This window comes from Helicobacter acinonychis, from assembly GCF_900461455.1.
GTDB lineage: Bacteria > Campylobacterota > Campylobacteria > Campylobacterales > Helicobacteraceae > Helicobacter > Helicobacter acinonychis.
The window spans coordinates 1-26,999 of sequence record NZ_UGIA01000002.1; the positions used below are offsets into that span (position 1 = coordinate 1).

The window sequence follows — 26,999 nt, forward strand, 5'->3', positions numbered from 1 at the left end:
AAAGGCAAAACGCGAATCGGACCCACCGCTTTAGCGATGCCTAAATTAGAGCGCAACAAATGTTGGCTTAAGGGCATTAGTCTGGAATTATTGAAAATGGATTTGAATAAAGATGTGTTTAAGATTGCATTTGATTTGATGAGCGATAAAGAAATCCGTAATTATGTGCTTAAAAACATGGTTTTTGAATTGCCTGTTATTGGTAAAAGGGAGTTTTTAAAAGACGCTCAAAAAAATCATCCCCTCTCTTAGCCTAGAAGATTTGGAATACGCCCATGGTTTTGGCGAAGTGCGCCCACAAGTTTTAGACAAAACCAAGCGAAAACTAGAATTAGGCGAAAAAAAAGATTTGCACCCATAAAGGCATTACTTTTAACATGACCCCTTCTCCAGGCGCGACAAGTTGCTTACAAAACGCCCTTGTGGATTCCCAAGAAATCGTTGCGTATTTGGGCGAAAGCTTTGAATTAGAACGATTTTATAAAGATTTATCTCCAGAAGAGTTGGAAAGTTAAAATGCAAGAAGGACAAGAAGCCCAAGAAATCGCTAGAAAAGCCGTTAAAATTGTCTTTTTTTTAGGGCTTGTGGTGGTGCTTTTGATGATGATAAACCTTTACATGCTTATCAATCAAATCAATGCGAGCGCTCAAATGAGCCAAAAAATCAAAAAAATAGAAGAAAGACTCAATCAAGGGCAACAATAGGGGCTTTGGTTTATTAAGCAGTAACGAAAGTTTTGTTTTAAAATAGGGTTTTTTAAATTTAATTTTTATAGTAAAAACTCATTCCCTTAAGGGGTATTTTGAAATAATTCTCCCTACAACCCCCAACTAAAAACCCCCTAACCCAAGAAGACCGCTTAAGAAACTATCACTTGTTATGCAAACTCTTTATTATACTCAACTTTAAACTTTCCTTAAATTCAGCAATATTTAAGTTTATTTTCTTATAATAGTCGCTTTAATTTTATCAAAGGATTCTTATGACAAAGACTGCTAAAGTCAGTGACATCGTTCGTGATTGGGTCGTTTTGGACGCTAAGGACAAAGTTTTTGGCCGCTTGATCACTGAAATCGCCGTGCTTTTAAGAGGGAAACACCGCCCTTTTTACACCCCAAATGTGGATTGTGGGGATTTTGTAGTCGTTATCAATGCCAATAAGGTTAAATTTTCAGGCATGAAATTAGAAGATAAAGAGTATTTCACCCATTCAGGCTATTTTGGCAGCACCAAGAGTAAAACTCTCCAAGAAATGCTAGAAAAAACCCCTGAAAAGCTCTACCATTTAGCCGTTAGGGGCATGCTCCCTAAAACGAAATTAGGGAAAGCGATGATTAAAAAACTCAAAGTTTATTGTGATGATAAGCACCCTCACACCGCACAAACTAGCAAAAAGGACGCTAAATGAGAAAAATCTATGCTACCGGTAAAAGAAAAACGGCTATCGCTAAAGTGTGGCTCACTCCGGGTAAAGGCGAATTGAGTATCAATGAGCAAAGCCTAAACCAATGGTTAGGTGGGCATGAAGCCATTAAAATGAAAGTCATGCAACCCTTACTTTTAACCAAACAAGAGCAATCCGTGGATATTAAAGCGGTGGTTTTTGGTGGAGGGTATTCTGCACAAGCGGAAGCCTTAAGGCATGGCATTTCTAAAGCCTTGAACGCTTATGATATTGTTTTTAGAGCCATTTTAAAACCTAAAGGCTTGCTCACTAGGGATTCAAGGGTGGTCGAGCGCAAAAAATATGGTAAAAGAAAGGCCAGAAGAAGCCCGCAATTCTCTAAAAGATAATTTCTTTTACTCCCCTTTTTGGGGGGGCTTTGGCTCTCTCTTATTTTATTTATTTTATTCTTTTCTCTTTTCTCATTTTATTAAAGTTTCAAAATAATGTATAATGATCATTCGTTATTGAATCAGTTGTAAAAGGCAAGGGCGATGAAATCTACAAAAATTGGTTTTAAAATTGTCATAATGGTGTGTGCGGTTGTTGTTGCTATTAGTGCTATTATGGGCGTTATTATCAACTACAAGGTTGAAAGCGTGTTGCAACACCAAGCCACGGAATTGTTGCAAAAAGAAGCCCGACTGACTGGTTTTAAAATTCAAGGCATTATGAAGCGCATTTTTATTGGCGTTAATACCCTTGAAAAATTTCTAAGCGATGAAAACGGCTCTGTCAATGACGCTCTAAAAAGGCGCTTGCTCTCTGAATTTTTACTCGCAAACCCTCATGTGCTATTGATTAGCGCTATTTATACGAAGGACAATGAGCGGGTCATCACTGCGATGAATACCCGTTCAAAAATCCTTTATCCTAGCATCGCACTCAATCCAAACATGACCAATCAAGCCAAATCGCTCAAAGAGGCGACCCACTCAGACCCCTATTATAAAGAGATCAACGGCGATAAAATCTATGGCATGGATATTACTCTTCCTTTAATGGATAAAAATCAAAATTCTATGGGCGCGTTAAACCTCTTTTTAAACATTGATGCCTTTTATACAGATATAGTAGGCACAAGTAAAAGTAACACCTTTTTAATGGGGAAAGACGGTAGGCTTTTAATCAACCCCAATCATGAGATCCAAAGTAAAATTTTGAGCGCTATCAATCCGGATAAACGAGTGGCTAAAGCCGTAGAATATTATGACAAAAACGAAGCAGGCACTTTGAGTTACCATTCATTGAGCGGGAATACAGAAACCTTTTTAGCCATACAGCCCTTTGATTTTTTTGAAGAAAAAGGGGATAACAGCCATCATTGGCGTTGGGCTATTGGGAAATACATCAATAAGTCTTTAGTGTTTGAAGAAGCGACAAACACCAGATACATTATTATCACCACTTTGATTTTAGGCGTGTTGGTATTAGCTTTTTTAGTCTTTGTCATTATTTCCAATCTTGTCACCAAACGCATCAATGTGGTCAATAACACCCTAAATGATTTTTTCAACCTGCTCAATAACCCTAAAAATAATCATGCCATAAGCTTAACACCCCCAAACGCCTATGATGAAATCGGTCATATGCAAGCTTCTATCAATGAAAATATCCTTAAAACTCAAGAAAGCATTCAAGCCGATAATGAAGCGATTCAAAACAGCCTTGAAGTGGCTAATTTTGTGGAAAGTGGGGATTTCACCCAAGAAATCGCATGCGTGCCTAAAAACAAAGACTTGCAAGCCTTAAGAAACACGATTAATAGCATTATTCAGTATTTTCGCAACCAAATTGGCGCTAACATAGAAGCTTTAAATAACGCCCTAGAGCATTATAAAAATTTGGATTTTACCCACCATATCCAAGACCCTAAAGCCAACATGGAAAAAGCGCTCAACACTTTAGGGCAAGAAATTTCTAGCATGCTTAAAGCTTCTTTAGGGTTTGCTAACACGCTCAATAATGAATCCAAAGACTTAAAAACTTGCGTGGATAATTTGACCAAAACCGCCCACAAGCAAGAAAGAAGCTTGCAAAACACCACTAAATCCTTAGAAGAAATCACTAATATCATTACAACGATTGATTCTAAAAGCCAAGAGATGATCTCTCAAGGCGAAGACATTAAAAGCGTGGTGGATATGATTAGAGACATCGCCGATCAAACGAATTTATTAGCCCTAAATGCTGCTATTGAAGCCGCAAGAGCCGGCGAGCATGGGAGAGGCTTTGCGGTGGTGGCTGATGAAGTGCGAAAGCTCGCTGAAAGGACGCAAAAATCGCTCAGTGAAATTGAAGCGAATATTAATATTCTTGTTCAAAGCATCGCCGATAACGCTGAATCCATTAAAATGCAAAAATAAGGGCGTGGAAAATATCCACCGCTCCATAACGCCTTGCAACAAGATGTGCAAGATAATTTGACTATCGCTAACCATTCTTTACAAGTCAGCGATAAAATTGATGGGATCTCCCAAGATATTTTAGAAGATGTGGGTAAAAAGAAGTTTTAATTCCAAAAATGGTGGGTTAAGCTTTATTTTATCGTTTTAGATTTATTTTATTATCAAAATCACAAGAGAATATCATTTTAAATTTTATGATAAAAATCATAAGAGAATAAAGGGGCGTTTTAAAACTTCTCCCCCTACAGCCCCTTTTTAAAATCCCCCTAACTCCAAAAACCTCTTTTAAAGCGGTTATCGCTTGGATTCAAATCAAGCCCTTTTATAAGATTATAAAAAACGCTTTTTCTAGCGTTTTTTAAATTTTGTTATCAATTCCCCATATCGCCCATATCGCCCATGTCACCCATATCATCGCTACCACCCATATCATCGCTACCACCCATATCATCGCTACCACCCATATCATCGCTACCACCCATATCATCGCTACCACCCATATCATCGTTGTCCCCCATATCACCAGAATCGCCATTACCCATGTCGTTTGTGCCACTCATGTCGTCATTCATGTCATCGTTCATGTTGCTTGAATCGTCGTTGGTATCATTGGAGCTATCGTTCATGTTATTCGAATCATCAGCGTTATTATCGTTCATGTTATTCGAATCATCAGCGTTATTATCGTTCATGTCGTTCGCATCAGTGTTATTGGTATCGTCGGTATTATCCATGCCGTTGGTGTTTTTATCGTCGGTGTCGTTAGCGTTGCTGTTATCGTTAGCATCAATGTTAGTGTTATCATCTTTATTGTCAGTGTCGCTCCCCTTTGTGTCAGCGGCGCCATCGGTTTTAATATCCGTGGGGTTGTTAGGGTTTATGAGCGCGTTATTTCCCTTGTCTTTGTCATCATCTGTGTGCATATTGTCTGCATCATTGATGGGCGTTTGAATGGGGTTATTCGCCAAATCGTCTGCATTGTCTCTATCATCGCCATCAATTTTCAAACTCCCATCTAAATAGTTTCCTACCACATCGCTGCTATGGCTTAATTGTTGCACACTGTCTAGCGCTTTATCCACTTGAGCTTGTTGCTCGCTTGAAAGCCCTTTTTGAGAGTCTTTTAAGCTGCTATCTAGTTGATTAAGGTTATTATCCAGCTTGTCTCTAACTTCCATAGCTTTATTAACAACTGCATCAATCTTGCTAGGGCTCGCCCCATCTTGCTTCATTTCTCTGATTTGCCCCACTAAATGGTCCAGCTCTTTGGCTTGAGAAGTGATCGCATTGACGCTTTTAGCGGGCATGGCATTAGTTTTAAAAAGCGCGTTGTCTTTGAGCGTATGGCCATTGTCTAAATTGATTAGGGCATGGTTTAAGCGGTTGGTTTGAATATCTTTACTGAATTTAGGATCACGATAAAAGCTCATGAGATCGGTTGGTTGTTGGGATTTATCATCAGTAGGTGCATTCAACTGGTTGTCATCCTCATGCTCCAAGCTTTCTTCGTTGTCTATTGCATACATGTAATCTTCTAACATCAAGTAATCTTGAACCTGTGCCATGAAAAACATGCTAGGGTAAAAGCCATACAATCCATCAAAAAATCCCCCATACAAACCGCCATACATGCCATACATACCCATCCCATACATGCCATAATAAGGGTTATAGTAATTCATGGGGTTGTAGTAATCATTCTTGTAATAAGGACTTTGGACTTTTTGGCTTTCTTGTTGCTTTTTGAGATACGCCGTGACCACACTCAAATTAGCGAGCATTTTTTGAGCCGTTTTTTGATCTTTTAAAGAAACGCCTAAAGGGATATAAATACCGGTGCGGTAACTGTAAAAAGAATCCCTAGCGATGATCTTAAGGTAGTATTGCAAATCTTTTTGCAATTTTAAAGCCTGTTTTAAACGTGCATGCATTCCTAAAGTCCCCAATAAATTAGAGCCAAAACGCATTTTTTCCACCAATGCACTGAATTTTTTCGCATCGCCATTAGCCGCATTAATATAATTTAAAGCGGTAGCCCCCCACTCTTTAGTGTTGCTTTGATACCCCCCAATATCCACCGCTTTAGAGACTAAATCCCCTTTTAATTGCGCATCTTTTAAATCAAACAACGCCTTATTCACGCTTATAGCGTTTAGGCTAATGGTTATCATCAAAAATATTTTTATAATCTTCATCTATAACCTTAAAATATCTCTTATGAGCATTATAGACTATTTTTAGAAACCTAAACGGGATTTTAAAAAAATGGGTTTTTTAACTTTATTTGATTATCTTAGTGGGGATTTTATTCAAACTGGCTTTGAGCATGAGCGATTAAAGGGTTGATCACTTCATCTAAATTCCCTGAAAGCATGATTTCTTCTAAACTATATAAAGTTAAATTGATTCTATGCTCGCTCAAGCGGTTTTGCGGGTAATTGTAGGTACGGATCCTTTCGCTCCTATCCCCACTGCCGACTTGCTCTTTTCTGTCTTTAGCGTTAGCGAGTTGTTGCTCTTCAATTTGTTTTTCATAAAGGCGTGCTTTTAAGATTTTTAGGGCTTTGTCCTTGTTTTTATGCTGCGATTTTTCATCTTGCATGCTCACGCTGATATTAGTGGGGAGATGCGTGATGCGAACCGCAGAGTCTGTGGTATTGACGCATTGCCCCCCATGCCCACCAGCACGAAACACTTCAATCTTTAAATCGCTAGGATTGATAGAAATTTCCACATCATCTACTTCAGGCATGATCGCTACCGTGATAGCGGAAGTGTGGATACGCCCTTGAGATTCTGTCTCAGGGACTCTTTGGACTCTGTGCGTGCCTGCTTCAAATTTGAGCCTTGAATACACGCCCTTGCCCTTAATCAAAGCGATGATTTCTTTATAGCCCCCTACGCTATTTTCACTAGAGCTCACAATCTCTACTTTCCACTTTTTCAAATCTGCATAACGGCAATACGCCTTAAACAAATCCCCTACAAAAATGCCCGCTTCATCGCCCCCTGTACCAGCTCTTAATTCTAAATAGATATTTTTATCGTCATTAGGATCTTTGGGGATAAGGAGTTGCTTAATCGTAGTTTCTAGCTCGCTTTTTTTAATTTCTAAAATTTTCAATTCTTCTTTGGCGAGTTCGCTCAATTCTTTGTCTTCTAAAAGCTCTTTATTTTCTTTGATATTTTCTAAAACGCTCAAATACTCTTTACTCGCCACTGAAATTTCTTCAATAGAGCTTTGCTCTTTGCTCAATTCAGTGAGTTTTTTAATATCATTAATTACTTCAGCACTAGAGAGTAAGGCTGTGAGTTCGTCGTATCGTTTGAGAATGGAAGAAAGCTTTTCGGCTAGAATGGACATGCAAGACTACCTATAAAATTAAAAAAAAAGATGCAACAACCTAAAAAACGCAAAACTTAAAAAGAAGCCCAATAATAAAATTTCATTATGAGCTAAAGGAGTTAAACCACCCTTCAAACTAAGCGAGAGCGATTTTTTTCACTGAAGCGTTAAGCCTTGAAACTTTCCTAGAAGCGGTGTTTTTCTTTAAAATACCCTTGCTGACAAATTTATGCAACTCCTTATTAGCGATCTTCAAACGCTCTTGAGCTTTTTCGACATCATTGACAGCGACCGCTTCACGCACGGCTTTAATGATATTTTTAATTTTGGTTTTATAGAACCTATTTCTTTCGGTTCTTTTAATGGTCTGTCTGATTCGTTTTTCTGCGGACTTATGATTTGCCATAGCCTTGTTTTAATCCCTTTGTAATGTAAAATTTGGCATAATCCTATCTAAAAATTGATTAAAAATAGTTTAAAAGGTCTTTTAATAACGATGAAAATTTTTGGAACTGATGGCGTGAGAGGTAGAGCAGGGGTGAAACTCACCCCCATGTTTGTGATGCGTTTAGGGATTGCTGCAGGATTGTATTTTAAAAAACATTCTAAAACCGATAAAATTTTAATTGGTAAAGACACTAGAAAAAGCGGCTACATGGTAGAAAACGCTCTAGTGAGTGCACTCACTTCCATAGGCTATAATGTGATCCAAATAGGACCTATGCCTACCCCTGCAATTGCGTTTTTAACTGAAGACATGCGCTGTGATGCAGGCATTATGATAAGCGCGAGCCATAACCCTTTTGAAGACAATGGTATTAAGTTTTTCAATTCTTATGGCTATAAACTTAAAGAAGAAGAAGAAAGAGCGATTGAAGAAATCTTTCATAATGAAGAGTTATTGCATTCTAGTTATAAAGTAGGCGAGAGCGTTGGCAACGCTAAAAGGATAGACGATGTCATAGGGCGTTATATCGTGCATTTAAAACACTCTTTCCCTAAACATTTAAACTTACAGAGTTTAAGGATCGTGTTAGATACGGCTAATGGCGCAGCTTATAAGGTGGCTCCGGTCGTCTTTAGCGAGCTTGGGGCTGATGTGTTAGTGATCAATGATGAGCCTAATGGGTGTAATATCAATGAGCAATGCGGAGCTTTACACCCTAACCAATTGAGCCAAGAAGTGAAAAAATACCGCGCGGATCTAGGCTTTGCTTTTGATGGCGATGCTGACAGGCTAGTGGTGGTGGATAATTTAGGGAATATCGTGCATGGGGACAAGCTTTTAGGGGTGTTAGGGGTTTATCAAAAATCTAAAAACGCCCTTTCTTCTCAAGCGATTGTCGCTACTAATATGAGTAATTTAGCCCTTAAAGAATATTTAAAATCCCAAGATTTAGAATTAAAGCATTGCACGATTGGGGATAAATTTGTGAGCGAATGCATGCAATTGAATAAAGCCAATTTTGGAGGCGAGCAAAGCGGGCATATTATTTTTAGCGATTACGCTAAAACCGGCGATGGCTTGGTGTGTGCCTTGCAAGTGAGTGCATTAGTGTTAGAAAGCAAACTTGCAAGCTCTGTCGCTCTAAACCCCTTTGAATTATACCCCCAAAGCTTGGTGAATTTGGATATTCAAAAAAAGCTTCCTTTAGAAAGCTTGAAAGGTTATAGCGCTCTTTTAAAAGAATTAGACAAACTAGAGATCCGCCATTTAATCCGTTATAGCGGCACTGAAAACAAACTGCGAATCCTTTTAGAAGCTAAAGATGAAAAATTACTAGAATTAAAAATGCAAGAATTAAAAGAGTTTTTTGAAGGGCATTTGTGCTAAAAACCACCCAAACAAGCCTGTTTATTTTTATAGGGGTTTTTCTCCTTATTTTTGGCACAGATCAAGCGATCAAATACGCTATTTTAGAGGGGTTTCGCTATGAGAGTTCTATTATAGATATTGTTTTAGTGTTCAATAAGGGCGTGGCATTTTCGCTGCTTAGTTTTTTAGAGGGGAGTTTAAAATACTTGCAAATCCTTTTAATTTTAGGGCTTTTTATCTTTTTAATGCGCCAAATTGAGCTTTTTAAAGCCCATACGATAGAGTTTGGCATGGTGTTTGGTGCTGGGGTTTCTAATATTTTGGATAGGTTTGTGCATGGGGGCGTTGTGGATTATGTGTATTATCATTATGGATTTGATTTTGCTATTTTTAATTTCGCCGATGTGATGATAGATGTGGGCGTGGGCGTTTTATTAATAAGACAATTCTTTTTTAAGCAAAAACAAAACAAAATTAAGGCATAATCGCCCTTTTTAACAAAAGGTCGCGTAGCTCAGTTGGTAGAGCACTACCTTGACATGGTAGTGGTCGCTGGTTCAAGTCCAGTCGTGGCCACCATTATTACATTACTCCAATTTTAATTCTCATTTTGCAAATTTTTGATTGCCTCTAAAATGATATTCAAAAATCGTTAAACACGCTAAAATAACGCCCTTAAAAGATAACACTAATTTGTTACAAATAACATTCAATGATAATCACTTTTGTTAATCTTAGTTAATTGAAAATGGCTACAATCACTCCAACCTTGATGCTTATGTCTTCAAGGAAAACACTTTAAGAATGAGGAGAAGGAGAGATGAAACTCACCCCAAAAGAGTTAGACAAGTTGATGCTCCATTATGCTGGAGAGTTGGCTAAAAAACGCAAAGAAAGAGGTATTAAGCTCAACTATGTAGAAGCGGTAGCTTTGATTAGTGCTCATGTTATGGAAGAAGCGAGAGCTGGTAAAAAAAGTGCGGCTGAATTGATGCAAGAAGGGCGCACTCTTTTAAAACCCGATGATGTGATGGATGGTGTGGCAAGCATGATCCATGAAGTGGGAATTGAAGCGATGTTTCCTGATGGGACAAAACTCGTAACTGTGCACACCCCTATTGAATCCAAAGGTAAGTTAGTGCCTGGTGAATTGTTCTTAAAAAATGAAGACATCACTATCAACGAAGGCAAACAAGCCATTAGCGTGAAAGTTAAAAATGTGGGCGATAGACCCGTTCAAATCGGCTCTCACTTCCATTTCTTTGAAGTGAATAGATGCTTAGACTTTGACAGAGAAAAAGCTTTCGGTAAGCGATTAGATATTGCGAGTGGGACAGCGGTAAGGTTTGAGCCTGGCGAAGAAAAATCCGTAGAATTGATTGACATTGGCGGCAACAGAAGGATCTTTGGATTTAACGCATTGGTTGATAGGCAAGCAGACAATGAAAGCAAAAAAATTGCTTTACACAGAGCGAAAGAGCGTGGTTTTCACGGCGCTAAAAGCGATGACAACTATGTAAAAACCATTAAGGAGTAAGACATGAAAAAGATTAACAGAAAAGAATACGCATCTATGTATGGTCCTACCACAGGCGATAGAGTGAGATTGGGCGATACAGATTTAATCGCTGAAGTAGAACATGACTACACCATTTATGGCGAAGAGCTTAAATTTGGTGGCGGTAAAACTTTAAGAGAAGGCATGAGTCAATCTAACAACCCTAGCAAGGAAGAATTGGATTTGATCATCACTAACGCTTTGATCATTGACTACACCGGTATTTATAAAGCGGATATTGGCATTAAAGATGGCAAAATCGCTGGTATTGGTAAAGGCGGTAACAAAGACATGCAAGATGGCGTTAAAAACAATCTTAGCGTGGGTCCTGCTACTGAAGCGCTAGCCGGTGAAGGCTTGATCGTAACTGCTGGTGGGATTGACACACACATCCACTTCATTTCACCCCAACAAATCCCTACAGCTTTTGCAAGCGGTGTAACCACAATGATTGGTGGAGGAACTGGGCCTGCTGATGGCACTAACGCAACCACTATCACTCCAGGTAGAAGAAATTTAAAATGGATGCTTAGAGCGGCTGAAGAATATTCTATGAATTTAGGTTTCTTAGGTAAAGGTAACGCTTCTAATGACGCAAGCTTGACCGATCAAATTGAAGCCGGTGCGATTGGTTTTAAAATCCACGAAGATTGGGGTACCACTCCATCTGCAATCAACCATGCATTAGATATTGCGGATAAATACGATGTGCAAGTCGCTATCCACACAGACACTTTGAATGAAGCCGGTTGTGTAGAAGACACTATGGCAGCGATTGCTGGGCGCACTATGCACACTTTCCACACTGAAGGTGCTGGTGGCGGACACGCTCCTGATATTATTAAAGTAGCCGGTGAACACAACATTCTACCCGCTTCAACTAACCCTACTATCCCTTTCACCGTGAATACAGAAGCAGAGCATATGGACATGCTTATGGTATGCCACCACTTGGATAAAAGCATTAAAGAAGATGTTCAGTTCGCTGATTCAAGGATCCGCCCTCAAACCATTGCGGCTGAAGACACTTTGCATGACATGGGGATTTTCTCCATCACTAGTTCTGACTCTCAAGCAATGGGTCGTGTGGGCGAAGTTATCACTAGAACTTGGCAAACTGCTGACAAAAACAAAAAAGAATTTGGCCGCTTGAAAGAAGAAAAAGGCGACAATGACAACTTCAGGATCAAACGCTACTTGTCTAAATACACTATTAACCCAGCGATCGCTCATGGGATTAGCGAGTATGTGGGTTCTGTGGAAGTGGGCAAAGTCGCTGACTTGGTTTTATGGAGTCCAGCATTCTTTGGTGTAAAACCTAACATGATCATCAAAGGTGGGTTCATTGCGTTAAGTCAAATGGGTGATGCGAATGCTTCTATCCCTACCCCACAACCGGTTTATTACAGAGAAATGTTTGCCCACCATGGTAAAGCTAAATACGATGCAAATATCACTTTTGTGTCTCAAGCAGCTTATGACAAAGGCATTAAAGAAGAGTTAGGGCTTGAAAGACAAGTATTACCGGTTAAAAATTGCAGAAATATCACTAAAAAAGATATGCAATTCAATGACACTACCGCTCACATTGAAGTCAATCCTGAAACCTACCATGTGTTCGTGGATGGCAAAGAAGTGACTTCTAAACCGGCTAATAAAGTGACTTTGGCGCAACTCTTTAGCATTTTCTAGGATTTTTAATTTTCTAAAGATTTTTGGGAGCATCGCTCCTTAAAGTCTTAGTTTGAAAATCTTAATTTGGCTCTTTGACTTTTTGTTTTCAAAAAGTTAGGAGCTTATTTTTTTGTTTTATTTTTTGCCAATTTACTATTTTTTTTTATGATTAACTCAAGCAACAAAATGCTATTTATAAGGTGTGTTTGTTGTGAAATTTTTGTTTCGGAAGGATAAGGCAATGCTAGGACTTGTATTGTTATATGTTGCGATTGTTTTAATCAGCAATGGGATTTGCGGATTGGCCAAAGTCGATCCTAAAAGCACTGCGGTGATGAACTTTTTTGTGGGTGGGCTCTCCATTATTTGTAATGTGATCGCGATCGTTTATTCCGCGCTCAACCCCTCAGCCCCTATAGAAGGTGCAGAAGACATCGCTCAAGTATCACACCATTTGACCAATTTCTATGGACCAGCTACTGGATTATTGTTTGGTTTCACTTACTTGTATGCGGCTATCAACCACACTTTCAATTTAGATTGGAGGCCCTATTCTTGGTATAGCTTGTTCGTAGCGATCAACACGGTTCCTGCTGCGATTCTATCCCATTACAGCGACATGCTTGATGACCACAAAATGTTAGGCATCACTGAAGGCGATTGGTGGGCGATCATTTGGTTGTCTTGGGGTGTTTTGTGGCTTACTGCTTTCATTGAAAACATCTTGAAAATTCCTTTAGGGAAATTCACTCCATGGCTTGCCATCATTGAAGGTATTTTAACCGCTTGGATTCCTGCTTGGTTGCTCTTTATCCAACACTGGGTGTGAGATGATTATAGAGCGTTTAACAGGCAATTTAAGGGATTTAAACCCCTTAGATTTCAAGGTGGATTATGTGGATTTGGAATGGTTTGAAACGAGGAAAAAAATCGCTCGCTTTAAGACCAGGCAAGGTAAAGACATAGCCATACGCCTTAAAGACGCTCCCAAGCTTGGTCTCTCTCAAGGGGATATTTTATTTAAAGAAGAGAAGGAAATTATCGCCATCAATATCTTGGATTCTGAAGTGATTCACATTCAAGCTAAAAGCGTGGCGGAAGTAGCCAAAATATGCTATGAAATAGGAAACCGCCATGCAACTTTATACTATGGCGAGTCTCAATTTGAATTTAAAACACCATTTGAAAAACCCACACTAGCTTTATTAGAAAAGCTAGGGGTACAAAATCGTGTTTTAAGTTCAAAATTGGATTCGAAAGAACGCTTGACCGTGAGCATGCCCCATAACGAACCTAATTTTAAGGTCTCATTGGCAAGCGATTTTAAAGTGGTAATGAAATAAATAGGATAAGATAAAGGAAAAAGCGTGAAAAGCACTAAAAAAAATGCGAGCGTACCACAGAAAACCCCTACTCTAGAAGTAGATAGTAAGCATGTGGATAATGAATTTTTAATCTTGCAAGTCAATGATGCAGTGTTCCCTATTGGCTCTTACACGCATTCTTTTGGGTTAGAAACTTACATCCAGCAAAAAAAGGTTACCAATAAAGAAAGCGCTTTAGAATATTTAAAAGCCAATCTCTCTAGCCAGTTCCTTTACACTGAAATGCTGAGTTTGAAACTCACCTATGAAAGCGCTCTTCAAAACGATTTAAATAAGATCTTAGAAATTGAAGAGATCATCGCACTATCCACAAGCCCCATGGAATTAAGATTGGCTAATCAAAAACTAGGCAATCGCTTCATTAAAACCTTACAAGCCATGAATGAATTAGACATGGGTGCATTTTTTAATACTTACGCTCAAAAAACCAAAGATCCAATCCATGCCACTAGCTATGGCGTTTTTGTGGCGAGTTTGAATATTGAATTAAAAAAAGCCTTAAGGCATTATCTTTATGCACAAACTTCTAACATGGTGATCAACTGCGTTAAAAGCGTCCCTCTATCCCAAAATGATGGGCAAAAAATCTTATTGAGCTTGCAAAGCCCTTTTAACCGGCTCATAGAAAAAACCCTAGAATTAGACGAAAGCCATCTGTGTGTGGCAAGCATTCAAAACGACATTAAGGCGATGCAGCATGAGAGTTTATACTCGCGCCTATATATGTCTTAAATTTTAACCTCAACATTGAAAGGAAATTTTATGGTAAAAATTGGAGTTTGTGGTCCTGTAGGAAGCGGTAAAACCGCCTTGATTGAAGCCTTAACACGCCATATGTCAAAAGACTATGACATGGCGGTTATCACTAATGATATTTATACTAAAGAAGATGCAGAGTTTATGTGTAAAAATTCGGTGATGCCACGAGATAGGATTATTGGCGTAGAAACAGGGGGTTGTCCTCACACCGCCATTAGAGAAGACGCTTCCATGAATTTAGAAGCCGTAGAAGAAATGCATGACCGTTTCCCTAATTTGGAATTGCTTTTGATTGAAAGCGGAGGCGATAACCTTTCGGCGACTTTTAATCCGGAGTTAGCGGACTTTACGATTTTTGTGATTGATGTGGCTGAAGGCGATAAAATCCCAAGGAAAGGCGGTCCAGGAATCACGCGATCAGACTTGCTTGTCATCAATAAAATTGATTTAGCCCCCTATGTGGGAGCGGACTTGAAAGTCATGGAAAGAGATTCTAAAAAAATGCGCGGCGAAAAGCCCTTTATTTTTACGAATATCCGCTCTAAAGAAGGTTTGGATGATGTGATCGCTTGGATTAAGCGCAACGCTTTATTGGAAGATTGATGACTACTTACGCTCAAGATTCCAAGCTCAGGCTAAAAACCAAAATAGGAGCTGACGGACGGTGCGTGATTGAAGACAATTTCTTCACGCCCCCCTTTAAACTCATGGCACCCTTTTACCCTAAAGACGATTTAGCTGAAATCATGCTTTTAGCGGTAAGCCCTGGCTTAATGAAAGGCGATGCACAAGACATGCAATTAAACATCGGTCAAAATTGCAAGTTAAGGATCACTTCGCAATCCTTTGAGAAAATCCATAACACAGAAGATGGGTTTGCTAGTAGGGATATGCATATTGTTGTGGGAGAAAACGCCTTTTTAGACTTTGCACCTTTTCCCTTGATCCCCTTTGAAAATGCACATTTTAAGGGTAATACCACGATTTCTTTGTATTCTGGCTCCCAATTGCTTTATAGTGAAATCATTGTCGCAGGGCGAGTGGCTCGTAATGAATTGTTCCAATTCAACCGCTTGCACACTAAAATCTCTATTTTACAAGATAATAAACCTATCTATTACGACAACACGATTTTAGATCCAAAAACCACCGACATGACTAACATGTGCATGTTTGATGGCTATACGCATTATTTGAATCTGGTGCTTATCAATTGCCCTTTAGAGCTATTTGGTGCGCGAGAATTGATTGAAGAAGCTGAAGTGGATGGGGCAGTGAGTGAGATCGCTAGTTCTCATTTATGCCTAAAAGCTTTAGCTAAAGGCTCAGAACCCTTATTAGCTTTAAGAGAAAAAATCGCTCGTTTAGTCACGCAAAAGATTCAAAAAGACTAAAACCCTTTTAGTCTTTTTGATCCCCCTTTTTTTTTTCACTCTAACAAAATAAAAGGCCTAAACTCAGTAACGCTGTCTTTAGAAGCATTTATGAAGAGCGCGTTGCGTTTGTTTTTTAATGGTAAATCGTTTTCCATAGCGTTTAAGCTTTTGATAGCCCTTAAGTTTTCCTCATTGCACTCAAAAGCTAGGCATTGCTTGAAGTGGTCTTTCAACAAATCTTTTAAACTACCACCAGGATTGTAATTTGAAGAAATTTGTTTGAGATCATGCACAAAAATGACGCAATACTGCTCGTTGTCTGTGGCTTTTTCTTCCATTCTTTGTTTGCACTTTTGATGTTTTGGGCTAAAAGTCTCATTAAGGTTGCACGAGCTTCTATGTTATTGCTCACCACTAATAAATGCGATTGGTTATTTTCAAACCCAACTATAAAGTCCTTTTGTTCATAATCCACCCCTTTTCCTAGATGCAAGTGCATTACCTTATCCTCAAGCATGTTGGGTATTTTTAAAAGCAATTCGCCATTATAGATTTTATGCTCTATGGGGCAAGATTTCTTTTTCCAAATTCAGTATGAATTTTGTTAATAAAGGCTTTGAAATCATCAGGGGCTTTAGGGATACTCATCTTGGTGTGGTATTTTTATGCCCTCCATTGTTGTTAAAAGTGCCTTCTGATCCCACAAGCTCACAAGCCACACCATCGCCTAAAATACTATCGCTATCTTCTGCATCCATAGTCAAAGCGATGCAGTTAGCGATTTGAACCTTAAGGCTACTACTGATATTATCGCCGTGCATGGTTTGAGTGGCTGAGATTAAATGAATCCCATGGCTACGACCCTTTTTGAGCGAATTGGTTAAATGCCTCTCCACTGCACCTTTTTCTTTACTGGAGCTGTTAAAAAGATCCTGAAATTCATCAACCACTACGATAAATCTAGGCATTTCCTTATGCTTTCTGTAATCTTGTAAATCTTTCACCTCAAATTCTTTGAAACAATTGGCTCTTTCTTGCATTTCTTCACAAAGTCAACTTAAGAAACTCATGCCAAAACTTACCGAACTTTCCACGCTCACTAATCTCGCATGCTTTAAAATCGGATCTGCATACGCGTTAAATTCTACCCTCTCTTTAATAGTCTAATAAAAAGAGTTGGACTTCATCAAGCGCATAGTAGAAGGCTAAATTTTGAATCAACACATGCAAGAAATTGGATTTTCCGTTCCCGTTGCACCCACAAATAAGCGTGTGGTTTTGTTCATTACCAATTTCAAAGCGCACTTCTTTAATGCACTTCTTTATGGTTAATATCCCACCCCACCGGCACAACCATTTCATGCTGAGAGCTTTTAGTCCAAAATTCACTATCTCTTTGTAAGTCTTTCAACTCCCTTTTAATTTCTTTTTTTGCTTGCAATACGCTTTAATTACATCAGCGAAGTCTTGCATGTGTTAGGATTTAATGCTAGAATCACTCACTGCTTCTATGTCAAGGCATTTGAAACGAAAACCATTATCTTTAAAAGGCTCTGCATAGCGTTTCCATTCTTCTATGGACTTATTTTTTTCGCTCTCCAAATAAAGAAATTGAAAGCTTAAAACATTGAAAAAAGATATAATTACGAAAACCCTTTTTAGTGGGTTCAATTTAAAGATTTAAGGGTTGTGTGTGCAAGATAGTGTGATTATCCCTATTGTGGTGGCTTTTGATAACAATTATTGTATCCCAGCTGGTGTGAGCTTATATTCTATGCTAGCGAACGCTAAAACAGAGAGAGAGAGTAAAACTCTTTTATAAAATCCATTGTTTAGTGGATGGTTTAAGCGCTGAAAATATAGAAAAATTAAAAGAAACTCTCGCTCCTTTTAGCGCTTTTTCTAGCGTAGAGTTTTTGGAGATTTCTACTCATAACACGCCCAAAGAAAACCAAGAAATAAAAAAGAACCAAACCATTAAAAGCGATCATTATCAAAACATTGATCCAATAATAGCCAATAAGATTGAAGAGTTATTCACAAAACTCAGCAATTATTCTCAAAAACGCTTTTCTAAAATGATCATGTGCCGCTTGCTTTTGGCTTCCCTTTTCCCTCAATATGACAAGATGATCATGTTTGATGTGGATACTTTGTTTGTGGGCGATATTAGTGAGAGCTTTTTTATCCCCCTTGAAGCGCATTATTTTGGGGCTGTGAGAGAAAAAGATTTGATCGCTATGAATAGGAATTCGGCTAAGGATTTATACGAATTACGCCAAAGGCGAGCAAAATCTATCGGCGTCGCTAACGCTTTCCCTAATTTAGAAGAAGCTCAAATCCTTTTTGACAACTACTTTAATGCAGGGTTTTTAGCCTTAAACTTAAAATTATGGCGTAAAGAAAATCTTGAAAACCAATTGATTGGATTTTTCATTTTGAAAAATGAAAAACTTTTATTTAACGATCAAGATGCTTTGTGTTTTGTGTGCCGTGGCAGGATTTTAGAATTGCCTTACCCCTATAATGCCCACCCTAGCTTCCTTGACACCCCCTCATTCCCTAGCATTAAAGAAGTGTGCATGTTGCATTTTTGGGGCGATAAGCCTTGGAAAATCTTCAGCGTCTTTGGCGCGAAAAAATGGCATGAAGTTTTGATGCAAACGCCTTTTAAAGATAAATATTTTAACACTCCCTTTTTAGATCACCTCTTTAATCATATTCAAAACAAAAACAACAAACTCCGCACTTTCAACAAAGCCCTATCTTTTGTAGACAAACGGCGTTCTTTTGCATTCCTTTTGCCTAGACTTTCTTCTAGACTCCTTGTAGAATTTTTGCTTTTTAAAATCAAACAAAAAGTGAAGCGGTTGGTTAAAAAAATGCTAAAAGCGTTTTCTATAATCTAATCATAAAAGAGCTTGCTTAAAGCAAGCGGTAGCTTTTAAAAAAGCGATCTTTAAAAATCAATGCGAGCAAGCTTTGCATAAGGATAACCAATAAACTCTCGCTCTCTAAGTTGAAATTCAAAACATGTTTGAACGCATAAGTCTCATTGCCCACCATAAAAGAACGCCATTGACTAAAACCATAGTTCGCCAGCTTGATAAAATCCTTAAACGCATCGCTCAAATCCACTTTGAATTGATCTTTTACCCCTTTAAGAGCATTGTCATTGAGCGGCTCTACAAATTCCCAATTGATTTCTGTTCTAGGAATGTTTTCCATAATATCCTTTCGTGTGTTTCACCCCTAATAGCAACTCTTCTCTCACTAACGCCAAATTCCCTAAAATATTTGCGTCAAAATACCACAAATAGCCCCTAGGAATGAGTCCTTGCACGATTTACTCCAATTCTATTACATCAAAGCCCAAATCCTTATTCGTAGCTTGTAAAGCCTTTAAGGCATGATGAGTGCATGCGGTTTTATTTAAATTTTCTAAAGGCACAATCGTGCTAAAAACGCTATCAAACTCCGTTAAACGCCGATCATTGAATGCGACTTTTTGCGGATAAGGATTTTGCTCATCTACAATAAAGCTCTCTTTTTGGCTTTCTAAAAACTCGCCATAGTCCAACGCTCGTTGCTTATAAACTTCATAAAGTACTAAAAACAGGCTCTATTTTTTGGTTCAAATTTTGTGTGGATCGCTCTAACTCTATTTCTAAATTATCAAAGAATGCACGCTCAAATCGCTCGGTACTCATTTGCACTTTGCTCATGCGTTTTCCTTTCTTTTAATAATTGTCTCTGTTGCAATAACTTATTGAAAATTAAGCTGGATTTTGTCAGAATACACCTTAAGTGAATTACCCAACCGCTAAAGCGATTGGGCTTTTTCTTGCTTCATAGCTCCATAACTAGCTAGATCTAATATGTTGCCATATTTAGAACTAACCCCATTAGAGGAAGCTCCACAAGCTTTGATACGCTCATTAGTGTGATGAGCGTAATCAGTTCGGATAATCCCTACCCTACTTTTATCTATCTTTATTTTATGCCTATCATCTAGCATGCCTAAAGCGTAGTTTCTAATATTGACACTCGCATTGTAATCTCTGTGGTGTGTGATCTTACAATTAGGACAAGTGAATTGGGTAATCCTTTCATATTTTTTGCCTGTATTGAACCCACAATAAGAACATAACTGAGAGCTAGGGAAAAATCTGTCTATGCCTAATAGGGTTTTCCTTTTTCTTTGGGTTTTGTATTCTAACATAGTAAGGAATTTCCCCCAACTCGCATTAGCAAGGCTTTTAGAATGATAGGTTTTCATAAGACCTTTAACATTCAAAGTTTCTACCCCTATCAAATCGTATTGATTGGTTATCTCATTACTGATTTTATGCAAGTAGTCATCTCTAGTGTTTGAACAAGCTAAATGCAATCTGGCTACCTTTTTAGCTTGTTTTTTCCTGTTGTTTGAGCCTTTTACTTTTTTACTTAACCTCCTTTGCGCTTGTTTGAGTTTCTTTTCTAATTTTTGATAAAAACGAATGTGTGGGTATTCTATTTTATCGCTTGTAACAATGAGCGTTCTTAAGCCCATGTCTAAACCTACCGCTTTTTAATGATGGTAGGTTTAGGGATAGACTCTTTGGTTTCATAGGATATAGAACAAAAATATTGATCGGCTATGCAAGAAATAAAAGCCTGTTTGATAACGCTATCTTTAGGCAATTCTCTGTGTAATTTAGCCTTAATGCCCTCTTTGAATTTAGGGAGAGCGATTGTTTGAGTTTCTGTTTTGATTTCTATGTTTTGGGGGATTGCAAAAGATTGCTTAGCGTTTTTCTTGGATTTGAATTTAGGGTATCTCGCTCTTTTGCTAAAGAAATTATCATAAGCGCTCACAAGCTGTCTTAACGCCATTTGCAAGCTTTGAGAATTGCACTCATTGAGGTAATGGTATTTTTCTTGCCGTTTGATTTGGGTTAAGACTTTTTGCATGGTGAAGTAAGTTTCTTTAATGCCTTTTGCATATTGCTTTTGTCGGTAATCTAAAAAGTAGTTATACACCACTCTAGAACAGCCAAAATGTTCAGAAATAAGCTCTTTTTGTTGGGCGTTAGGATAAATTCTAAACTTAATAGCGTTAAGCAAAACGACTCCCTTGTTTTTATCTTGTATTATTATACAATGTTTTTATAAATAATGAATAGGGATAGAGGAATGAGAAAAAACCATTACCCATTAAGGGGGTATATTTCAACCAACCGAAGTAAGCATAATCTGGCGCGATAAAAGATTTATCCCCTTATTGCAAAAACACTTTTGGAAAGAAAAAACTTTTTGGACTGATGGATTTTTTGTTTGCTCTATCGGTGAAGCTAACCCTGAAACTATCAAGGCGTATATAGAAAATCAAGGTTAATTTTACTTAAGGTTTTTATATAGTTCCTAGCGGAACTAAAGCATTCATCCCAAACACTAAAGATATTTGGGATTTCTGCTTGAGTGGTTTAAATCATAATCGTTCAGTTGTTGGAATAGATAGTGCAGATAGAAGCATAGAAATTTCAAAAGAAAATATAATTAGCGAATTAAGGCTTTTTGCTTAATTTTTCTATTTTTAAAAAATGTTTTAAATCAATAAGTTATTGCAACAGAGCCTAAAAATTTTCTTCATTAGAATCAGGCTTTTTATCGCCACTTATTTTAATGCCTCCACCCCCATAACTAGGGGGTGGCGTTGGTTGGATCTCTGGTGTTTCGCCTCTTTCTCGTTTGTATTTTTGTTGGTGGTATGTTTTCATGTTTTCTACCTTATATTTTTTACTGATCGCTCCCTAAATCAGCATTGGTGAGCGATTTTTTGCACCATTGCCCAAACTATTTAAATGCCTGTCTTCTATCTTAAGAGACAAATTCAAACCCTCAAACCCCTCTAAAGCCTCCACAAGCTCTACCACAAGCTTTCTATCCCAAATAGAATTTTCCAAGTCTTTGCATAAAGAAAAAACCTCGTGCAAGGAATTATGATCATGCAAAAACAAAAGGTCTAGATTCCCTAAAGAATCTAAGTTGCAACACTCTTCAAAATCCTTTAAAAAAAACGCTCTTTTAAAGGCACAAAACCTTCAGTGGTATTAATTAGCCCCTTATCTTTGGTGTGTTTAAACACCATAACACATTCTTCCACTACGACAAACGCATACGCTAGCTTATTCATGATAGTTTCTCCACTGCACTTTCATCGATTTGCGTGTTGTCTTTAAGTAGCCCTACCTTAATGCTTTGTGAATCCACGCAACACACATTAACACCCGCTTCTTTGCATTGTTCTAGCGCTATGCGAAGAATTTGCGTGTCTTGAATGGGCAAAGTGTTTGTGTTTGCAAGGGATTTATCGCTATAGCGTATCTCTAAAGTGTCACAGCCTCCCCATTCTTCTTTAGCTTGCCGTAATTGATTGTTGGTGTTTTCTAAACTTTTTTGGGCACTCTCTAACTTTTTGAATAGATTTTCTTTTTGTGCAATTAGTTTTTTATATTTTTCAGTTAGTCCATCTTTTTCTTTGGATAGCTTGGTGTTTTCTGCAGTTAGTTCTGTTTTTTCTTTAGTTAGGTTTTCTTTTTCTTGTAACCAATCATTTTTTTCTCTTTTTAGGGCTTCAAGTTCACCGCTATTATTTTGTTTAAGCCCTACTGATTCTTTCTCTAGAGTTTTTAAATACTCGTCTAAACCTATTTTTTCTTTAGGTGGTTTCTCTTTTTGAGTGCCTTTTGAGTTTTCTTGGGTATCGTTAGAGAAATTTCCAAAAAAAAGAGCCTATAGCACGAGAGAATTTTCTAAGGGGTTCAAAACCTCCTAGTTTAAGGTCTTCTAACTTTTCAATTCAAGCTTCAAGCTCTTCAATTCGTTTTAAAAGCTCTTCATTTGTGGGGGGGTGGAACTTCTGTTAAAATGCATCACAAAACACATCCTTACCTTAAAATAAAAGATCGTTGCTCTAATCTAAAAACGCTTAAAATCAGCTTTATTATCAGCATACAAAAGCGCAAGCGTTGCAACTAAATAGTGCCGCAACAAACACCTAACGCATGGCGTTTGGTTAGAATGGGTTAAAAAGCGTTTTAAAGTGGGTTTAAGAGCGGGTTTAAAAAAGAGAAAACCCCCTAGAACCTAGGGTTATAGGCTAGTATTCCAGTGGTTTTGTTCAGAAGCAAAAGGGTCAAAAAGACCTGAAGGCACATTGGTAGTTGTTTGTTTTTCTGTGTGGTGGGCTTCTTTTTTCATCGCCTTGCCATCAACACAAGCACAAGCAAGACCTTGAGACTTAAAGCTAGAGCAACCACTCAATAACAACGCACCAAGTGCACCAATCATCAAACCGCTTCTAATTGTTTTCATTTTATATCCTTTTGTTTTTAAATTTTTTCGTTTAATTTAAAATCGCTTAATTGAATAAGCTAAACACTTTAAATTACACGATGCGAACGATATAATTTATTTTTAAACGAAAAGTAAATGAACTTTTTAAAGGATCAAAAATTCCTCCAATTTTGATGCTCAATCGGTAAATAATTACCACATTTAAATAAAACAATTTTAATAATTAAATTCATTTAGTATAAAAACAATCAAAAATTGAAAAGCATTATTAAAAAACGCCCATTTAAAACATGTTATAATCAAGCGAAAACCTTAAGCTTAAGGAGAAAGAGATGCAAAAGATCATTGATGATTCATTAAAATTGGCTGAAAAGCTGCAAAATCGTATCAGTCAGCATTTGAGCGAGCAAGAAAAGGCGTTCCATTCCAAAATGCAAAAGCTTTTAAACAACCCTGAAAACAAAGTCATGCTCATAGAACTTATGGATAGGAGTTTTAGGTGCTTGGACAATAAAGCCCGCTTTGAAATGATTGAGCATGTTTTAGACAAATACAAAAGCCGTGAGATTTTTTCTTCATTTGAAAAATTGCTTTTAATGGGGTTTTTAAGTTTTGGGAAAATGCTGCCCAATATGAGCGTGCCTTTCTTTGTCAATAAGATTAGAAGCGACACTAAAGCGATGGTTTTAGAGCAAGAAGAGAGCCAATTAAAAGAGCGGATTTTAAAAAGAAAAAATGAAAACATCATTTTGAATGTGAATTTTATCGGCGAAGAGGTTTTAGGCGAAGAAGAAGCTACCACGCGTTTTGAAAAATACTCACAAGCCCTAAAATCCAATTACATCCAATACATCTCCATTAAAATCACCACAATTTTTTCTCAAATCAATATCCTTGATTTTGAATACTCTAAAAAAGAGATTGTCAAACGATTAGACGCCCTCTACGCTTTAGCTCTAGAAGAAGAAAAAAAGCAAGGTATCCCTAAATTTATCAATTTAGACATGGAAGAATTTAGAGATTTAGAGCTAACAGTGGAGTCTTTTATGGAGTCTATTGCTAAATTTGACTTGAACGCCGGTATTGTGTTGCAAGCTTATATCCCTGATTCTTATGAATACTTGAAAAAATTGCACGCCTTTTCTAAAGAAAGGGTTTTAAAAGGGTTGAAACCCATTAAAATCCGTTTTGTTAAGGGAGCGAACATGGAGAGCGAAGAGACCATCGCTTCTGTGAAAGGCTGGGCGTTACCCACATTCTCTAGCAAGCAAGACACCGATTCTAACTACAATAAAATGTTAGATTTTATTTTAGAGGGCGATAATTACAAATACATCCACATTGGTACAGCGAGCCATAACATTTTTGAAATCGCCTATGTTTATACGCGCATCCATGCCATTAATGACCCTGTTGTGTTGGAGCATTTTAGCTTTGAAATGCTAGAGGGCATGAGCTTGCAAGCGAGCCAAGAATTAAAAGAGATGCACAAACTCATTCTTTATGCACCGGTGTGCGATGGAGCGCATTTCAACAATGCGATTGCTTATTTAGTGAGAAGACTGGATGAAAACACCTCAAGCGATAATTTCATGAAAGCTTTCTTCAATCTCAAAGTAGGCACGAGCGAATGGAAAGACCAAGAACAACGCTTTTTAAATAGCCTTAAAGGGATCGCTACTTTAGATAATTCCACTCACAGAACCCAAGATAGAAACGCCAAACAAAACGGGTATACGACTTACCCAAACAACTCTTTTAAAAACGAAAGCGATACCGATTTTATTTTAAAAGCCAACCGAGAGTGGGCCAAAAAAGTGCGTGAAAAAATGCATAACGCCCCTATTTTAGAGCTTTACCCAGAAATTGATGGGAGGTTTGAAGATCCTAACCTAACCCCTTTAGAAGTCTTTGATAAAATCCATCATAAAAAAATCGCTAGCGTGCATTTAGCGGATAAAGAAGCGATTTTAAAAGCCCTAGAAGTCGCTAAAAGCGATAAAAGCCGTTTCAGTCACAAAAGTTTTACAGAAATCCATGCTTTAATGAGTCAAACCGCCCAACTTTTTAGAGAAAGAAGAGGCGATTTAATAGGGATTTCGGCTTTAGAAGTGGGTAAGACTTTTGCTGAAACGGATGCGGAAGTGAGCGAAGCCATTGACTTTTTAGAGTTTTATCCTTATAGCTTAAGGGTGTTGCAAGAGCAAAACAAAAAAACGCAATTCACCCCCAAAGGCGTGGGTGTCGTCATTGCTCCGTGGAATTTCCCTGTGGGCATTTCCGTAGGCACTATCGCTGCCCCCCTAGCCGCTGGCAATCGTGTGATTTACAAGCCTTCAAGTTTGTCTAGTGTGACGGGCTATAAGCTTTGTGAGTGTTTTTGGGATGCCGGCGTGCCTAGAGATGCACTCATTTACTTGCCCTCTAAAGGGAGTGATATTAGCGAGCATCTTTTAAAAGATGAAAGCATCAAGTTTGCTATTTTAACAGGGGGCGAAGACACCGCTTATAAAATGCTTAAAGCTAACCCTACTTTAGCCTTGAGTGCAGAAACAGGCGGTAAAAACGCTACCATTGTGAGCAAAATGGCAGACAGGGATCAGGCGATTAAAAATGTTATCCATTCAGCTTTTAGCAATTCAGGGCAAAAATGCTCTGCGACTTCGCTTTTAGTGTTAGAAAAAGAAGTCTATGAAGATGAGAATTTTAAAAAGACTTTGATAGACGCTACTTTAAGCCTTAGCGTGGGCGATCCTTTTGATTTTAAAAACAAAATCGGCACTTTAGCAGACAAACCCAATGAAAAAGCCATTCAGGCGATGGAGGAGTTGAAAGGCTATGAAAATTACGAGATCCCAGTAAGCTTTGTGAATGATAACCCCTATTTGATGAAACCAAGCATTAAATACGGCACTAAAAAGGGCGATTTCACGCATACAACCGAGCTTTTTACCCCTATTTTATCGGTAATGGAAGCGCAAAATTTAGATGAAGCGATAGAGATAGTCAATTCTACCGGCTATGGGCTTACGAGCGCGTTAGAGTCTCTAGATGAAAGGGAGTGGGAGTATTATTTAGAACGCATTGAAGCCGGTAATATTTATATCAATAAACCCACCACAGGGGCTATTGTTTTACGGCAGCCTTTTGGAGGGATTAAAAAATCCGCTGTAGGGTTTGGGAGAAAGGTGGGTATTTTTAACTATATCACGCAATTTGTGAATATCCATCAAGAAGAAGAGGACGATCACGCTTTAACAAGCCCTTTAAGCGAAGCTTTAGAAAGCTTGATTCAAAAAGGCTATGATGAGCATACGCATGAGTTGAAGCGCGCGATTTTTATGGCAAAGAGCTACGCTTATCACTATAAGCATGAATTCAATCAAACTAGAGACTATGTCAAAATCAGAGGCGAAGACAACCTCTTTTCTTACACTAAAGTTAAAAGCGTGGGTTATCGCATCACAGAAAATGACACCTTAAGCGATATGTTAGGCGTTGCTTTGGCTTGCTTGATCTCTCAAATCCCTTTAATTTTTAGTGCAGAAAACGAGTATTCCAATAAAAATCTAACATTTTTCCTAGAATGCTTAAAAACGCTCCGAGCAAATACCCCTATTGTTTATGAAAGCTTGCAAGCTTTTAGCGAGAAATTAAACGCTTTTGATCGTGTCCGCTATTTAAAAAGCGATTTAGATTTATTACACGAGCAAGCGAGCGCTTTAGGGATAGTTTTAGCCACCGCTAAACCATGCTTGAATGGGCGTTTTGAATTGTTGTATTACCACTTAGAGCGATCCGTTAGCATCTCTTATCATCGTTATGGGAATTTAGGATCAAGGGTTTTAAAGCAACCCACTTGCCACAAGTCATGCTACGCTGAAAAATAAATAT

At 38.1% G+C, this 26,999-nt stretch carries 20 protein-coding genes, 1 tRNA gene and 8 pseudogenes; 19 read left to right on the plus strand and 10 right to left on the minus strand.

Annotated features, from left to right (window positions below; genetic code table 11):
* The 5 genes and pseudogenes from DYI00_RS07500 to DYI00_RS07520 all read left to right on the plus strand — a co-directional run.
* Positions 1 to 515, plus strand: a pseudogene (locus DYI00_RS07500) (FAD-dependent oxidoreductase); the annotation flags it as partial.
* Between the two features lies 1 nt (position 516).
* Positions 517 to 705 carry a DUF5408 family protein gene (locus tag DYI00_RS07505; RefSeq protein ID WP_011578327.1) on the plus strand — a complete coding sequence of 63 codons (189 nt, stop codon included), beginning with the start codon at positions 517 to 519 and terminating at the stop codon, positions 703 to 705.
* Between the two features lie 278 nt (positions 706 to 983).
* Positions 984 to 1,409, plus strand: coding sequence for a 50S ribosomal protein L13 (gene rplM / locus DYI00_RS07510; RefSeq protein WP_104687693.1), 426 nt, complete (start codon positions 984 to 986; stop codon positions 1,407 to 1,409).
* Entirely contained in the window at positions 1,406 to 1,795 is a 390-nt protein-coding gene (rpsI, locus tag DYI00_RS07515; RefSeq protein ID WP_011578329.1) for a 30S ribosomal protein S9, read from the plus strand. The genes rplM and rpsI overlap by 4 nt, the downstream gene beginning before the upstream one ends.
* Before the next feature lie 144 nt (positions 1,796 to 1,939).
* Positions 1,940 to 3,961: pseudogene (locus DYI00_RS07520) on the plus strand (methyl-accepting chemotaxis protein).
* Between the two features lie 263 nt (positions 3,962 to 4,224).
* Here DYI00_RS07520 and DYI00_RS07525 read toward each other — a convergent pair.
* The 3 genes from DYI00_RS07525 to rpsT form a co-directional block, all read right to left on the minus strand.
* Positions 4,225 to 6,048 carry a dentin sialophosphopreproprotein gene (locus DYI00_RS07525; RefSeq protein WP_104709251.1) on the minus strand — a complete coding sequence of 608 codons (1,824 nt, stop codon included), beginning with the start codon at positions 6,046 to 6,048 and terminating at the stop codon, positions 4,225 to 4,227.
* Positions 6,049 to 6,158: 110 nt separating this feature from the next.
* Positions 6,159 to 7,217, minus strand: coding sequence for a peptide chain release factor 1 (gene prfA / locus DYI00_RS07530; RefSeq protein WP_011578332.1), 1,059 nt, complete (start codon positions 7,215 to 7,217; stop codon positions 6,159 to 6,161).
* Between the two features lie 118 nt (positions 7,218 to 7,335).
* A complete protein-coding gene (gene rpsT / locus DYI00_RS07535) occupies positions 7,336 to 7,605 on the minus strand; it encodes a 30S ribosomal protein S20 (RefSeq protein ID WP_001273618.1) in 270 nt (89 codons plus the stop codon).
* Between the two features lie 90 nt (positions 7,606 to 7,695).
* Between rpsT and glmM the strand changes: the two genes are divergently transcribed.
* From glmM to DYI00_RS07585, 10 genes are all read left to right on the plus strand, one after another.
* On the plus strand, positions 7,696 to 9,033 hold the full coding sequence (gene glmM, locus DYI00_RS07540; protein WP_011578333.1) for a phosphoglucosamine mutase: 1,338 nt from the start codon (positions 7,696 to 7,698) through the stop codon (positions 9,031 to 9,033).
* Positions 9,027 to 9,500 (plus strand): signal peptidase II, encoded by a 474-nt coding sequence (gene lspA, locus DYI00_RS07545; RefSeq protein ID WP_011578334.1) that lies wholly within the window; start codon positions 9,027 to 9,029, stop codon positions 9,498 to 9,500. The genes glmM and lspA overlap by 7 nt, the downstream gene beginning before the upstream one ends.
* Before the next feature lie 18 nt (positions 9,501 to 9,518).
* Positions 9,519 to 9,594: transfer RNA gene (locus DYI00_RS07550), tRNA-Val, on the plus strand.
* A gap of 241 nt (positions 9,595 to 9,835) precedes the next feature.
* Complete coding sequence (gene ureA / locus DYI00_RS07555; RefSeq protein WP_011578335.1) at positions 9,836 to 10,552, plus strand: urease subunit alpha; 717 nt, start codon at positions 9,836 to 9,838, stop codon at positions 10,550 to 10,552.
* Positions 10,553 to 10,555: 3 nt separating this feature from the next.
* Entirely contained in the window at positions 10,556 to 12,265 is a 1,710-nt protein-coding gene (gene ureB / locus DYI00_RS07560; RefSeq protein ID WP_011578336.1) for an urease subunit beta, read from the plus strand.
* Between the two features lie 223 nt (positions 12,266 to 12,488).
* The gene (locus DYI00_RS07565) at positions 12,489 to 13,076 is read left to right on the plus strand and encodes an AmiS/UreI family transporter (protein ID WP_104687699.1); all 588 of its coding nucleotides are present in this window, start codon (positions 12,489 to 12,491) and stop codon (positions 13,074 to 13,076) included.
* A gap of 1 nt (position 13,077) precedes the next feature.
* The gene (gene ureE, locus DYI00_RS07570) at positions 13,078 to 13,590 is read left to right on the plus strand and encodes an urease accessory protein UreE (protein ID WP_011578338.1); all 513 of its coding nucleotides are present in this window, start codon (positions 13,078 to 13,080) and stop codon (positions 13,588 to 13,590) included.
* A 24-nt stretch (positions 13,591 to 13,614) separates the two neighbouring features.
* Positions 13,615 to 14,364 carry an urease accessory protein UreF gene (locus tag DYI00_RS07575; RefSeq protein ID WP_011578339.1) on the plus strand — a complete coding sequence of 250 codons (750 nt, stop codon included), beginning with the start codon at positions 13,615 to 13,617 and terminating at the stop codon, positions 14,362 to 14,364.
* Positions 14,365 to 14,394: 30 nt separating this feature from the next.
* On the plus strand, positions 14,395 to 14,994 hold the full coding sequence (ureG, locus tag DYI00_RS07580) for an urease accessory protein UreG (RefSeq protein ID WP_104687700.1): 600 nt from the start codon (positions 14,395 to 14,397) through the stop codon (positions 14,992 to 14,994).
* Positions 14,994 to 15,785 carry an urease accessory protein UreD gene (locus DYI00_RS07585; RefSeq protein WP_104687701.1) on the plus strand — a complete coding sequence of 264 codons (792 nt, stop codon included), beginning with the start codon at positions 14,994 to 14,996 and terminating at the stop codon, positions 15,783 to 15,785. The genes ureG and DYI00_RS07585 overlap by 1 nt, the downstream gene beginning before the upstream one ends.
* 35 nt (positions 15,786 to 15,820) lie before the next feature.
* Here the strand turns inward: DYI00_RS07585 and DYI00_RS08615 are convergent.
* A pseudogene (locus DYI00_RS08615) lies at positions 15,821 to 17,438 on the minus strand (FtsK/SpoIIIE domain-containing protein).
* 22 nt (positions 17,439 to 17,460) lie between these two features.
* Between DYI00_RS08615 and DYI00_RS08790 the strand changes: the two are divergent.
* Together DYI00_RS08790 and DYI00_RS07600 are read left to right on the plus strand one after the other, a co-directional pair.
* Entirely contained in the window at positions 17,461 to 17,589 is a 129-nt protein-coding gene (locus DYI00_RS08790; protein WP_324761479.1) for a glycosyltransferase family 8 protein, read from the plus strand.
* Positions 17,590 to 17,602: 13 nt separating this feature from the next.
* A complete protein-coding gene (locus DYI00_RS07600; RefSeq protein WP_370447430.1) occupies positions 17,603 to 18,676 on the plus strand; it encodes a glycosyltransferase family 8 protein in 1,074 nt (357 codons plus the stop codon).
* Positions 18,677 to 18,692: 16 nt separating this feature from the next.
* Here DYI00_RS07600 and DYI00_RS07605 read toward each other — a convergent pair whose 3' ends face one another.
* The 3 genes and pseudogenes from DYI00_RS07605 to DYI00_RS07615 form a co-directional block, all read right to left on the minus strand.
* A complete protein-coding gene (locus DYI00_RS07605; RefSeq protein WP_104709328.1) occupies positions 18,693 to 18,995 on the minus strand; it encodes an SMI1/KNR4 family protein in 303 nt (100 codons plus the stop codon).
* A pseudogene (locus tag DYI00_RS07610) lies at positions 18,979 to 19,447 on the minus strand (HNH endonuclease); the annotation flags it as partial. The pseudogene DYI00_RS07610 and the gene DYI00_RS07605, both read right to left, overlap by 17 nt.
* A 143-nt stretch (positions 19,448 to 19,590) precedes the next feature.
* A pseudogene (locus DYI00_RS07615) lies at positions 19,591 to 20,873 on the minus strand (RNA-guided endonuclease InsQ/TnpB family protein).
* 51 nt (positions 20,874 to 20,924) lie between these two features.
* On the opposite strand from DYI00_RS07615, the pseudogene DYI00_RS07620 reads away from it, so the two are divergent.
* Positions 20,925 to 21,144: pseudogene (locus DYI00_RS07620) on the plus strand (transposase).
* A gap of 238 nt (positions 21,145 to 21,382) precedes the next feature.
* Here DYI00_RS07620 and DYI00_RS07630 read toward each other — a convergent pair.
* From DYI00_RS07630 to DYI00_RS07645, 3 genes and pseudogenes are all read right to left on the minus strand, one after another.
* A pseudogene (locus tag DYI00_RS07630) lies at positions 21,383 to 21,945 on the minus strand (hypothetical protein).
* Positions 21,939 to 22,175, minus strand: a pseudogene (locus tag DYI00_RS08620) (hypothetical protein); the annotation flags it as partial. The pseudogenes DYI00_RS08620 and DYI00_RS07630, both read right to left, overlap by 7 nt.
* A gap of 726 nt (positions 22,176 to 22,901) precedes the next feature.
* Positions 22,902 to 23,123 (minus strand): hypothetical protein, encoded by a 222-nt coding sequence (locus DYI00_RS07645; RefSeq protein WP_011578357.1) that lies wholly within the window; start codon positions 23,121 to 23,123, stop codon positions 22,902 to 22,904.
* 314 nt (positions 23,124 to 23,437) lie between these two features.
* On the opposite strand from DYI00_RS07645, the gene DYI00_RS07650 reads away from it, so the two are divergent.
* Positions 23,438 to 26,995, plus strand: a complete 3,558-nt coding sequence (locus DYI00_RS07650) for a bifunctional proline dehydrogenase/L-glutamate gamma-semialdehyde dehydrogenase (RefSeq protein WP_011578358.1) — start codon at positions 23,438 to 23,440, stop codon at positions 26,993 to 26,995.
* Positions 26,996 to 26,999: the final 4 nt, after the last annotated feature.